The following is a 13,300-nucleotide window of genomic DNA, read 5'->3' as shown; positions in this document are numbered from 1 at the left end:
TTTCTTATAAGATTTTAAGTAAAAAAAGAAACCTACATCGTATCTGAATGCTCAACAGCAGTCAGATACGATGTAGGTCTTCCAAGTAGATAAAGCCTAATTATCAATTATAATGGAGGCTGCACCAACAACAACTTCCCAAGCTGGATAACGGTTTGATCGTACCAATCCGGATGCTGCCGAACATGCTCCATACTTCGTTCATTGTTGCATGCCTCAAACACTGCCGCTTTGTCTGTCTTCTCGGTATCGAGTTCGAAGCGAACCGTATGGTTCCCATTCGGGAGCTCCGGCAAGAAAACATACTGATTCCGATTATGATCGTTGTATGTTGTGAATCGATCGACAAGGAAGGGTTCCCCTCCATCAACCGTCACCTTCAATCTGCCGGAATCAGGCCCCCCGATATCGAACAGCCCGATGTGAGTGCCTTTGAACTGCACCGAGATCGCCTCTCCGGGATCGACTGCTCGCCATAGACCGGGGAACAACCAATTGTACTCGCGGACCAAAGCGAAATCATCGGGGGTCATATAGGACCATCCTGCCGAAAAATCGGCATGGCCTTCCAGCGGCAGCATAGCGGCGTATTCCCATGGATTGTCCGGGACCAAAGGGTCCTGAGGCAAGTTATGCTCGACTCTTCCCACGCGACCTCGAAGTTCGCTAATTTTTTCAAACGACCGGGTGATGGTATCCGTGTAAATCTGATGTCCTTCGGGAATGGTCGGATGGATCGAATCATGCGTAAAAACAACTGCTCCGGGAATGGACACGTCTTCCTTTGCGGTAAAAACGAGCTTTCCCTCCGACACCAAGTGACTGACCGCTACACCCAGATGAATCGAAGGAATGCCGTAATAGTCGGCCACAGCCTCCTGCATAAGAGCTCCCTTCTGGTATTCCCCGGACTGAAATAGGGCCACATCCCGCTCCTTCAGCGTATAGACGAAGAGGATATCGGTAAACCGGCTCCGCTTGCGGATTTGACGGACGATTCCTTCGATCCGCGCCTTGGAATTGAAATCTCCGCCATCGTTGCCGACAAATTCAACAAACACTAGATCAGGCTGATGACGCAGTACATCTGTTTCCAAACGGGCGCAGCCCAAATCCGATCCTGTCCCAGAAATGCCTGCATTCACAGAGCGGATATCCGCCATGGGATATTGCTCACGAAGCCAATCCGCCGTCATGACCCTGTATCCATCAGAACGGGTATTACTGCCGCCGAAATAAACGATTGTCACGGTTTCCCCATTTTCCAGCTTCTGAATGACATTAGGCAGCCCTCTTCGAGGGAATAATTCCTTCATCGCGACTTCACCTGACCTCACTTATCGTTTTTAGGAGCAAACAATTTCACAGCAAACACTTCAAAATAAGGCGAACCATAAGTTGCACAGAAATCAAAACGGATTCGGGTTACACATTTCGCATCCACCTTATGTTTATTCAACGTAAGATAATTCCCACGGATTTTCATTTCTCTCTCGGTTCCGTCTTCTAAGGTCAAGGTCACATCATAATCTAGGATAAGTGGCTCGATAGGATCGTCGAAATGCTCCAAATCCAGCTGCGAATTGAAAACAAGATGGATTTCGTCCAGATTTTTGGGGCTTGCAAACAACAATTCCAACCATTCCTGTCTTTCCGTACGTTCAGAAATCCAGCCGTTCGGCAGGCCATAAGGTCTGGAATAGCCATTGACGACATTCTCAGGATGATACATATTCTGGGATGGCAGAAGGTCCTTAAAGCAAATGCTCTTATTGAATTTCTTCAGCCTGGACGGCTCTTCCGGCCTATAATGGAAGCTAACCGCTCCAGTCATTTTCTCTTCATTGCTGTATACGGCAATGCTAGCTGTGCCTTCTAGTACGATGTAAATTTTGTCGTCCGCCGGCTTCTTGCAGCCCAAGTCCAGCGTGATCCAGTCGTCATGACCGGCTGCAATAGCCAAGCGGTAATCTTTCAACTCGCAGGCGGGAATGTAGTTTTCCTTCCGTTCCCCGCCAAACAGCTTCACATGCAGCGTTTCCGAATGCTCGGAAACATTTTTAACTTTGATCCGTACGCTTTCCGCCTCGGATGTATGAATCGGCAAGACCAAGCATAAGCCTTTCTCCAAGGGAATCTCTTCGGTTGGATGAGGATTGGCATAGCTGCGCTGAGACGAGGCACGAATACTTAATCCGTCAGCGAAGTAAGGATCCAATTCCTCTTGAAGCCCTACAATCGTTTGCCCGTCTCGAAGCAACAGCGCTTGCAGTTCTCCCATATGAGCTTCGACTATCGCTGCGGGGTCTACCTCATATTTCAAGCATAATGAAGCAGCCGTTCCAACCGCCTGCCCCATACAACCGCAGGTTGCCATTACCCTTGTAGATCCGAAAGCAACATGGGTAGCACTTATATTGCGACCAGCGAACATCAGATTGGGAATATTTTTGGAATATAAGCTGCGGAATGGAATATTGTACAATCCAGGCACGAAATTCCATGCTGTAGCCGGTCCCTCATCATAGATGCCCTTAGCAGCATGCAAATCCATATACCATCCCCCGACGGATACGGCATCTTCGAAATGCGGCTTTGTTGTGAGATCGTTCTGAGACAACATGTAATCCCCAATAAACCGCCTCGATTCCCGTTTTCCCGGAATTGGGCATACATAATCCAAGATTAGATGGTCCACATCATCAAATTCGCCGCTATTTTTGATATAATCCCAAATCCCGTAAACCAACTTCCTAAGCTCCAATGCGATGTCTTCATTGTTTTTGATAACATCCATATGCCCGCCGTACTCCAGCCACCACAATCCGCCAAGCCCATTGATTTTTCTAGGAAAAGACCGATGGTTCAAACCTTTTCTGATACTATCGAAAAAGCCCAATTTCGTAATATCATAGGCAAAGCCTGGCCTCTTGTACGGAACGGGATATCCTACGTCACGGGCTTGGAAAAGGATCGTGTCTCCCATGGTGTAATGGTCCGCCACTTCAGGAGCCAAGTCTTCCTTGTATTCATGCTTCGCTTCTCTCCCCCATCTGAAGAGAGCACCTGCCTGATATCCGACGACCCCGTCCCCGGAGCAATCGATGTAGGTAGGGCTTTCAAAACGAAATTTTCTTTCGGAAGCGAGTTGAAGGCCCTCCACCCATTTGATTCTACCGTTCTCCATTCCCGTTTCATGCACGCATGTATTCAGAAATAGAGAAATGTTAGGCTCATCATAGACCATATCCAACAAGACCGTATCCGAAAGCGAAAGCATAAGCTTCTTGTTATATAACGGATTGTAGTGGAAAATCTTCAGCTTGAGCTCTTCCACCACCCCGCCTTCACGCGCATAATAGGATGGACTGTTTCCGAGATAGGCTGACCCGTTGATATGAACCCTGACCTCGCTGCTGGCGTTCCCCCCAAGAACTGGCCGATCATTAATAAATGAAACTTGCAGCCCTTGACGTGCGGCAGCAATGGAGGCGCATAGCCCAGCAATACCGCCGCCTACGACGGTTACATCCGCTTTAATAATCTCCATTTTTGATAACCTCCATGATTAGATACATCTATCATGGTAGACCTTTTGATCCCCGTTTTTTTACATGATTTCGGGAAAAATTCATACATTTTTTTGCAACCTTATTTGGATTCATACCGAGTCATTTTTATCCGATATTGCTTGGGTGTATCACCCGTATATTCTTTAAATAATTTACAAAAATACCCTTCGTTCACAATCCCTACTTCATCGCACAATTCCAATAAAGAATAATCCTGAACATTTAACAGCTCAAGAGCCAATTGAACTTTTTTGCGATTGATGTAGCTGATAACGCCTTCGTTCATCGTTTTTTTAAATAAGCTGCTAAAATAGGAAGGAGATAAATTCACATCCTCGGCAATAGCCTCCAACGTTAAACGCTGCTTCAGATTTTTCTCGATAAACCGCATGGCTCTCATGATTTCTTCACGATGTAAAAGCTGGCCAGCGTGTACATATTCGAATGTGAAGTCGGCAATGTACGCTAGCTGCTCCCGAAATGCCATAAAATGTATGGGAAACTCTGCAACATCCGTAGTCAATGTGTTCCTCGATTTAAATTTCGCAGCAATGTCTCTGTACAAGTCTCGAAGCATAGGTGCCATGATGGACTTATGAATTTTATGTTCCGTAGCAAATTGGTTTAAATCAGAGATTTCTTTCTCCAGCTCTTCCTTGGAAACTTTTCTTTGCACCCAAGTGACAAAATCAGCCAGTTTCAGCTGAAAGTCCTCCTTTCTGTCATTACGGTAATGGAGTCGATGCACAGGTGTTTTGACTACTTTCTCTGCATGATAATAGAAATCCTCGCTCACATTATTAGCTTCCATATAGGCTTGTTTAATGGAATCCCAGCCTCGATGCGGTCTGCCAAAAGCTACGGATACCCTTTGATTCAAATATTGATGCAAATGGGAGACGATCTGATTACCCAATGTATGGCAAGCAAATTCCGTATCCATATCACTGCGATTATTTTCCCAGGAAAGAAAGCCAATAAAACGATTATCGGATAAATCCGTTGCTAAACCGCTGCCACAATTCATAACCGTTTCTTCGATTACATTCGTAATCGCATATTTCAAGATGTTTTGGTCAACTGCAGAATATTCACTTCGGAAACTTTCATACTGATTCATTTCAACAATAAAACAGCAATAGTTGGCTTGAAAGAAATGAAACTGCATACGATTGGCAAAATCCGATGCCCGATGAGAAGGTATTTCGCCTCTGATCAGCTCGTTAAAAAATTGCTTGCGGACTCTATACTTATTTTCAAGAACAGACACGTTTAAAGATTGTAATTCCTTTTCTTTTTTCATAACCTCATCCAATATTCCGGCTGCCTTATCCAAAGCTCGATTCAAATCCGCTTCCCTGAGCGGAACCTTAACAATGTACTCCAATACGTTGGCATGAATAGCTCTCTGTGCGTATTCAAAAGACGAATAGGCGGTCAAAAGAATGTATTGAGTATGGGGCAGCTCCGGCTTTAACTGCTCAATCATCGAAATCCCATCCATTCGCGGCATAACGATATCGGATATCACGATATCCGGCTTAAGCTTTAAGATCTCCTCTATCCCCTCCAGCCCATTATTCGCTTTACCCACTAGATGGAATCGCCTTTCCTTATGATAGAGCTCTCTAAAAAACAGTTCCAATCTTTGAATGATTAGATCTTCATCGTCAACGATGAAGCAGGTGTACTCTCTCAACATTATGCATCTCCTTTAAACAAACCTGCCGGGAAAACGGCACGGACACGGGTTATTTCCTTAGGTATGCTTATGATTTGCAGCCCGAACTGTTCCCCGTAATGAAGTCTTATTCGACCATGAATATTATTTAACCCGATTCTTTTCCTTTTTACTTCCAAATCACTCGGTTCTGAAATTAAAATATGGTTTATTTTTTCCGTGGGAATTCCCTCGCCTTGATCAACTACTTCTATCATGACGATGCCGCTCTCCCTGTACGCATGAATAGTAATAGGGCCTTCGATCCCTCCTCCGTTATAGCCATGGAAGATACTATTCTCCACAATGGGCTGCAGCAGCATTCGAAACACCGGAAAATCCATTAACCCTTCTTCGATATTCTCAATCAAGCGGAAATGCCTGTTATAACGAATGTTCTGGATCGCGATATAGTCCGATACATTTTGCAATTCCTGACGTAGTGAAACCTTCTCCGAAGCGTCGGCTATCCCATATTCCAATATTGAAATAAGAGACTCGATTACCACATCTACTTTCTCTATTTGTCCGAGACGTATGACATTGCTGATAGAACCAAGCGTGTTATATAGAAAATGAGGGTTTATTTGAGACTGCAGCACTTGGATTTCCAGCTTCCGCTCAAGTTCATTATGAAGCTCCGCTCGCCAAATCAGCTCCACAATTTGCTGCAGCATACGGTCAAATGCTCGGGAAAGATCGCCGAATTCATCATTTCGGTTAATGGTAATTGTCGTTGTCAAATCGCCCTGCTCCACCCGTTTCATTTTCTTCTTGAGATCATAGAGCGGATTCCTTATATATTTGGCAATAAAAAACGAAATGAACAGACTTAATAGAAGGCCTGCAACTAGAAGCCCGATATAATAGGTTTCCAATCTGGACAACGCAGCTCCCATACGAGATTCATCGTTAATCGAGATGATGAACCAATTGAATTTCTCCGTCGGTTTCTTCAGAATGGAGACCGGCATGCCCGCTTTCGTATGCAGTTGAAGGCTTGTTCCCGTAGTATCAAGAATTTGTTCCGCTGACATTTGCCCGATTGAAAAAGTATGATCTTGAATATTCAGGGGTCCTCTATTTTCAGAAAATCCGGCAATGATTTTACCCGATGCGGTGATGAGGGCCAAATTCATTTGTTCTTTTTTATTAATCTTGAACAAGGTTTCTTCAATGGCATTAAGGTCCAAATCTACCGCGATGGCCATAGGAAACGGAGAGCCGTTCAAATATCGCACCATCGTAACTGTCCAACCGGAATACTTAGATTTATAAGGATCACTGACAAATGTAGTCCGTCTGTTCTTGTCGGCCGCATCAAATAAAGGTTTTCTGTCAGATAGAGGTTCATCGAAAATTCGAGTAGGCGTACTACCGCCTAGAATGGATAAATCGCTTTTGATCAAGTAAATGTTGCTGACGTAATTACTATTGAGCTCATACAGCTCTCTTAATTGCTTTTTAATCACTTCCGTATTATGTATGTTTGCTTTCACCGATGTTTCGACCGAGAACAAGATCGTCTGGAAGGAGGAAAAATTAATCGTCAAATATTGGTCAACCTTGTCCAGTATTTGGTTTGTGTAAAAAATGTCATTGGTTCTTATTTCTTTTTGGACATATCGATAGGACAATTGGCTTATCAAGATTAGGCAGCTTAATACAAACGCCAACACGATAAAAAATAATTTTAAAGGCAAGCTGATTCTTCTTCGCATCGGTCATCTTCCTTTTAAATCTAAATTAAACTAAGAATAACATAGGACAACAAAGAGAGGGGCTGCTTATCGCCACTCTCTTTGTTTATTTATTTATTTACTTGAGTAAACCTGCTTCTTTAAATTGCTTGATTGCTGTGTCCTTATATTTCTGCATGTCAAACTTGGTCTCCAACGTGTTGAGGAAATGATCCCAGTTGGTTAGAGGGTCTTTGCCAGTCATAAATTTGACCAAGCTTTCATTAATGAAGCGTTGGCGGTCAGCTGCCAAAGTATCGCTCGGGTCTGCAGTCAATAAATTCCCGGGCAAAGTAGGCGCCACATATTGCTGATTATTCTTAAATGCTTCTGTCGTCTTTGGATTCTGGAAGCTGAAATACTCGGCATCATCACCACGACGCGGCATTCTATAATGATCGACCCACAAGTATTTTTCTTTCATTTCTTTCGTTAAATCGGGGGTTTTGTTTTTGACCTTGCCGTCCACCAGATCCCAATGAATACCTTTAAGGCCATATGCGAAATACGGGTATGCTTCTTTGTCCGTAAAGAGATATTCCAGCATAGACAGGATTCGAATGATTTTGTCCTTGTCAGCTTTCTTGGAAATGGCCCATGAATTGCCTTGGAACGATTTTCTCTCCACGATTTGATCGCCGTAAGGCCCTTTCATCGGAGGAACGACGATCCATTCCGGCACCTCTCCGCTAGTTTCTTTCATTTTCTGCTGAGCATCCGGTTCCAGCCTGCGGGCATCCCGTATCATGAAGCCGATTTTCCCCTTATATAACTTTTGGTCCAACAAATCTGGCGTATTCATCGTCACCCAGTCTGGATCTACAACTTTGGCTTCCATCATTTTATTAATATAAGCGAGCGCTTCTTTCATTTTTGGATCGGTAAACAAGAACACTGGTTCATTGTCTTTCACTTCAATGGCTGAGGGAGGATTGACGCCAAACATCCACATCAAACTATCAAAGCCGTAGGTTTGCAGATTGCCTTCTTTATTCATTCCGCCTATGAACCCATACGTATCGTTCTTGCCGTTTCCGTCAGGGTCTTTATCTGTAAAGGCTTTCATCACTTCGAACAGCTCGTCAGAGGTTGTCGGTACTTTCATATTCAACTTTGTCAGCCAATCGTTTCGGATGAAGAAGCTTCGACTGATCCCGTTTACATTATCATAACCTGGAACGGCAATGGTTTTTCCTAGATAGGACATCGCTTCCCATGAGTCTTTGCCAAAACGCTTTTTCAATTCGGGAAATTGATCCAAGTATGGTGTCAAATCCGCAAGAACGCCTTGGTCATAATATTGCGCGAGATCAGCTCGGCTCTTCAAGAAGATCAAATCTGGAATATCTCCGCCAGCAATAAGCGTATTTAATTTAGTCGTTGCTTGCCCTGATTGAGGAATCATCATTTCCAAGTCGATATTCACTGCTTTTTCCAACATTTGACGTTGTATATCTTCTTCACGGGGAGGAAGCGGAGCAGCAGCGTTGAAAGTGCCTTGGTTAAACATCGAGATTTTCATTTTGGTTGCAAACTGGCTAGGCTGGCCTTGCGAATTACTTGAAGCTGTCGATTTAACTTCTCCTTGTTCCCCACAGCCTGACAATACCGTTCCCACACCCACTACTGCTGCCAGAATAATAAATGAAATTTTTTTACGCTGCATATTGACCTCTCCCTTTGCTTATATATTATCACGGTTTCCCCGTAATAACTTAGGTTGGAATGCCTTTTTAACCTTTAACCGATCCCAAGAGCACACCTTTGGTAAAATGCTTTTGCATAAATGGGTAAACGATCAAAATCGGAACCGTAGTCACGACAACAGCAGCCATTTGCACTGCGAACGTACTAACAGCTCCGGAATTGGCGAGCGAGTCAGCGCTTTGTGTTGCGACGTTAAGCAGGATGTTGCGCAAAATAACTTGAAGCGGCATTAGGTTGGAATCATTGATATAAACAATAGCATCGAAATAACTGTTCCAATGGCCGACTGCGTAAAATAAGGAAATGGTGGAAAGGACGGGCAAGGACAGGGGTAAAATGATCCGCCATAACGACTGTATCTCACTTGCACCGTCTACCCTCGCTGATTCCTCGATTTCAGCAGGCAATTGCTCGAAAAAGCCTTTAATGATCACCAGATTAAATGCACTAATGAGATGTGGAATAATCAATACCCACGGACTGTCTAGCAATCCCAGAGTGCGGATTAATAAATAAGTCGGAATTAATCCTCCTCCAAACATCATGGTAAAGACAATGAATAGTAAAAATGGGCTTCGTCCCGGCAAATATTTTTTGGATAACGGATAAGCCGCTATTACCGTAAAAAACACATTAAGCACAGTGCCTACAATCGTTCGAAACAACGTAATTTTATACGCCTGCCCGATACCATGAGAAATGAATACTTCTTTATAGGCTAGAAAGGTAAAGGATTCTGGTATAATAACAATTCCTCTTCTTAACACTTCCGATTCTGGCGTCACTGAAACAGCAACCACATATAAAAAGGGAAGTAAGCAAAGTAGGGATAGCAAAATAAGAATAAAATAAACGACTGCTTGCCAGACTTTTTCCCCGATTGTCAAATTGATCATTTTGAAAACCACCTCACCAAATTTGCCCATCGAATTTTTTGGCGAGCTTATTCGCAGCCAAAACTAAACCAAATCCGATGACAGCTTTAAACAATCCCACAGCAGTAGCCAAGCCAATCTTAAGGCGCTCCAACCCTTCTCGGTATACCCATGTGTCGATAATGTCGACCTTCTCCTGGTTAAAGCTGTTGGCAAACATAAATATTTGGTCAAAGCCAGCATCCAGAATATGGCTTAATTTAAGGATCAGCATCAGAATTATGACTCCTCGAATGCCGGGAAATGTTACATGCCATAGCTGTCTCCACTTGGAGGCGCCATCAATCCGAGCTGCTTCATATAAGCTTGGATCGATTCCTGCTAACGCTGCAAGGTACAATATCGCTCCCCATCCAATATCCTTCCATATTTCAGATAAGATGATCAGCAGTCTGCCCCAGGCAGGCTCCGTTAGAAATGAGATGGGTTGAACACCAATTTCCTTCAGAATCATGTTAAAAAGACCATCCCCTGGGGCTAATAATGCCACCATCATTCCATAAACAATGACCCAAGACAGAAAATGGGGCAAATAAGTGATCGTTTGTACGATCTTCTTAAACCATTGGGTATAAACTTCATTGAGCAGCAAAGCAAGTACGATTGGAGCGGAGAAACCGAACAAAAGCTTATACAGCGATATGATAATCGTATTTCTCATGATGTCCCAGAAATAAACACCGTTCATAAAATCTGTAAAATTTTTAAATCCCACCCATGGGCTATCCCATAGTCCCAACGCTAGGTTATAGTTTTTAAAAGCAATAATGATTCCCGCCATAGGAATGTATTTGAATACGGCAAAGTAAACTAATGCCGGGAATAAGAGAGCGTACATCACTTTATACTTTTGTATCGTTCTTATCCATGAATTCCGTTTTTTGGGGAGGGGAATGGCGTCCGCTGCCAATTTCGCTTGCATATCATCACCTCGTCTTTATTTATATTTGAATAATAGCATCCCCCTATCGTATAAATTTCTATAATTTCCACAATTTCTTATAAGATTTTAAGTAAGTGAGGCCTTGGATAATTCCAATACAATAGGCATGAAAAAAAGGACAGAGTGAGCGCCACCGTTTCTAGGTGCTTTCACTTGTCCGTAATTTTTTTTCATATTCGCTGCATTCATACAAAAAAAGAGACAGGTCAGCAAGATATGGCCCTGCATCTACGTTAAGGTCCAACCTAACGAAGCTAAAAGTGCCACCCCTCCTCATAATCCACACTTAATACGTAAATCACTAGTTAGTGAGAAAACCGTTTTTCTCATATCGTATCGAGTTAGTTGAGATAGATGTTGGCCAAAATACAGTCCCCTCCTATCAAAGGACAAAATATGACTTTCTGAGGACTTTATTTGCTTAATCCTATGATACAATTAAGACATAAAACTTACCAATACGAGAGAAGCTGGGAAAAGTGACTAATTGGGAAAAGGAGAAAAAGTCTCTGGAAAAAGCTAAAACGAAAATTGAAACAGCCGAGGTCATAACTTCGATTGTGTATAAGGTCAGCCCCGAGCAAAAATTGCAGCTCGATCGCCTGGCAGAGGAGAGACTCGAAAAGGCTCGTGAAGAGGCAAAACCGAAGATACGCGAGCGGTACGAACAACGGGTTAAGCTCCGGGAGGAGATCCGGCAGCTCCAACAACCAAAAGACGAATGCTAAGATAGTACCCCCAGTCACTTCCACATGCGCCTCGCGACGAAATATGCTTTAATATACCAAAGGAGCGTGATTCAATGGACATCAAATCGTTTCTATATCCCAAGAACAAGGTCTCTTACCTCATGACTTCCTCTAATATGAAAGAAGCCTTGGATAAATTGGAGGCGAGCCATTATACAGCCATTCCGATCTTGGACGATAACGGCTTATATTTCGGAACGCTATCCGAGGGAGATTTATTATGGAAGCTGAAAGGTACACCCGGCCTCGGCTTCGATACGATGGACGAAATTCCTGTCGTCTCCATCAAAAAGCGGTTGAAAGTCGAATGCGTCGAGATCAGCGCCGATTTGGACGATATGCTGACGCTGGCGGCCGATCAGAACTTCGTTCCGGTCGTAGACGCCGATCGCGTCTTCCTCGGTATTATTCGCCGCAAAGATATTATCGAATATTATACCCGGAATATTGCTGATTAGTTGGAAAGACCTGATCTTGCGGATCATGAAGGCTGCCGTTCGCCGGTAGCCTTATCTTTGTTCATAATGTTTAGCGAGCTATCGTTACCCGTCGCGAGATAGAGATAATACTTATCTTTTCAGTCTCCTTTTGATCTATAACATTTATTAAACTTTTTAGAATGTACTCGATCGGAAGTATATTTTGATAAATCCTTTTCATATTTTTAGCTCCTTCAAACAATCTTATCTTCTTAAGTTCAGAGATAATAGTTGCTTTGTATGTGTGATCTTTAACTATTTTCAATTCATTTATTAACTTTCGAATTGAACTATGATTAATTTTTAAGTCCTCATGAAACCAGTATTGGTACTTTTGTAAAAGTTGATATAGTACAGGATTCTGTGGTTCAAACCTAATAAAAATAAAAAGATAATATAATGAATCCATTAAGTTTTTGGCCAAGGAGGCATATTGTAGATATGCAGGTACAACTAGCAGAACGAATGATTGCCGAGTGGGCATCGGCGAACGCCGATGCAATTGGCTTAGTCCCGAATAAGATCCAGGCGTCATATATATATAACCCCGGAGGCTTCGGCAATTTGTCTATCCGTTTGACAGACGACCGCACGCGGCTTCACGTTAAGCTAGCCCCACCTGACAAAGCCGCTCGGCTGCGGCAGTGGGCAGGCGTCAGCGATTATCTTGCTGAGCACTACGCCGCGCCCAAGCTGGTTCATGCGATTGACCGCGAGATCGTGCCAGGATATCCCTACGGCCTAGTTTTCGAATATATCGAAGATGCGACCCCACTTGCGGAAGTACGGAATCCCGAGGTCGCAATGACAGGTGTCATAGCGACCGTCGCTAAGCTCCATCACGACGATCGTCTTCGCGGAATGCTGCCTAAGGCTGAGACGCGTACTTATGCGGAGGCATTCGAGGACGAGTATATTTCCCGGTTTACGGATGATCTCGACGGAATCCGAAAGTCACGCGATCTGCTCAGGGATTTCGTGTCGGACGAGGCGATTTCGTGGTTTGGGGAAGAGATCAGAAGGTTGAGGGAAACAGTCCGTCAGACACCTGCATTTCAACTCCCTGCGGTCGATGTTGTTCATAACGACCTTAACGACAACAACGTACTAACTTGCGGCAGGGACGGTTTCCGGATCATCGACTGGGACGACCTTTCCGGCCAAGGCGATGCGGCGATGGACTACTCGGTACTGCTTTGGCCACTAACGCATGATCCGTCATGGCAGATATGGATAGAGAAAGTACTGGCAGGAGCAGGTGCTGCGGCAGTCAAACGGTTGGAACTGTATTTTCGGGCGAAGCTGCTCGACGATGTCATCGACGTGCTGGCTGATTATGTCGAGGCTGAGCAGGTGCCGGAGTATCGGGAGGAGTCCCAGCGCAAGGCCAGGGCCATTCATCTTCATTCGTACCCGCTGTATCTCGCCAAATATGGCGACAGTTAAAGCGGCGGCC

General features: G+C 44.0%; 10 protein-coding genes. 3 read left to right on the top strand and 7 right to left on the bottom strand.

Annotated elements, in window-relative coordinates; all coding sequences use genetic code 11:
• Positions 1–107 precede the first annotated feature (107 nt).
• The 7 genes from AC2TDN_RS23480 to AC2TDN_RS23450 all read right to left on the bottom strand — a co-directional run bounded on the left by AC2TDN_RS23480 (position 108) and on the right by AC2TDN_RS23450 (position 10,595).
• The gene (locus AC2TDN_RS23480; RefSeq protein WP_484690365.1) at positions 108–1,316 is read right to left on the bottom strand and encodes an SGNH/GDSL hydrolase family protein; all 1,209 of its coding nucleotides are present in this window, start codon (positions 1,314–1,316) and stop codon (positions 108–110) included.
• Between the two features lie 17 nt (positions 1,317–1,333).
• Positions 1,334–3,550 (bottom strand): FAD-dependent oxidoreductase, encoded by a 2,217-nt coding sequence (locus AC2TDN_RS23475; RefSeq protein ID WP_484690364.1) that lies wholly within the window; start codon positions 3,548–3,550, stop codon positions 1,334–1,336.
• Between the two features lie 101 nt (positions 3,551–3,651).
• On the bottom strand, positions 3,652–5,274 hold the full coding sequence (locus tag AC2TDN_RS23470; RefSeq protein WP_484690363.1) for a response regulator transcription factor: 1,623 nt from the start codon (positions 5,272–5,274) through the stop codon (positions 3,652–3,654).
• Positions 5,274–6,845: a sensor histidine kinase gene (locus tag AC2TDN_RS23465; protein ID WP_484690362.1), complete on the bottom strand. Its 1,572-nt coding sequence runs from the start codon at positions 6,843–6,845 to the stop codon at positions 5,274–5,276. Before AC2TDN_RS23465 ends, AC2TDN_RS23470 begins: the two co-directional genes overlap by 1 nt.
• A gap of 265 nt (positions 6,846–7,110) precedes the next feature.
• A complete protein-coding gene (locus tag AC2TDN_RS23460; RefSeq protein ID WP_484690361.1) occupies positions 7,111–8,697 on the bottom strand; it encodes an extracellular solute-binding protein in 1,587 nt (528 codons plus the stop codon).
• Between the two features lie 67 nt (positions 8,698–8,764).
• Entirely contained in the window at positions 8,765–9,634 is an 870-nt protein-coding gene (locus tag AC2TDN_RS23455) for a carbohydrate ABC transporter permease (RefSeq protein ID WP_484690360.1), read from the bottom strand.
• A gap of 13 nt (positions 9,635–9,647) precedes the next feature.
• A complete protein-coding gene (locus AC2TDN_RS23450) occupies positions 9,648–10,595 on the bottom strand; it encodes an ABC transporter permease (RefSeq protein WP_484690359.1) in 948 nt (315 codons plus the stop codon).
• Between the two features lie 500 nt (positions 10,596–11,095).
• Between AC2TDN_RS23450 and AC2TDN_RS23445 the strand changes: the two genes are divergently transcribed.
• From AC2TDN_RS23445 to AC2TDN_RS23435, 3 genes are all read left to right on the top strand, one after another.
• Entirely contained in the window at positions 11,096–11,344 is a 249-nt protein-coding gene (locus tag AC2TDN_RS23445) for a hypothetical protein (protein ID WP_484690358.1), read from the top strand.
• A 74-nt stretch (positions 11,345–11,418) separates the two neighbouring features.
• On the top strand, positions 11,419–11,823 hold the full coding sequence (locus tag AC2TDN_RS23440; RefSeq protein WP_482065339.1) for a CBS domain-containing protein: 405 nt from the start codon (positions 11,419–11,421) through the stop codon (positions 11,821–11,823).
• Between the two features lie 462 nt (positions 11,824–12,285).
• Positions 12,286–13,290 (top strand): aminoglycoside phosphotransferase family protein, encoded by a 1,005-nt coding sequence (locus tag AC2TDN_RS23435; protein WP_484690357.1) that lies wholly within the window; start codon positions 12,286–12,288, stop codon positions 13,288–13,290.
• Positions 13,291–13,300: the final 10 nt, after the last annotated feature.

This window comes from Paenibacillus sp. Y660 (genome assembly GCF_057221575.1).
Note: the sequence above shows the minus strand (reverse complement) of the source record. Positions and strands in the feature narration are given on the sequence as shown.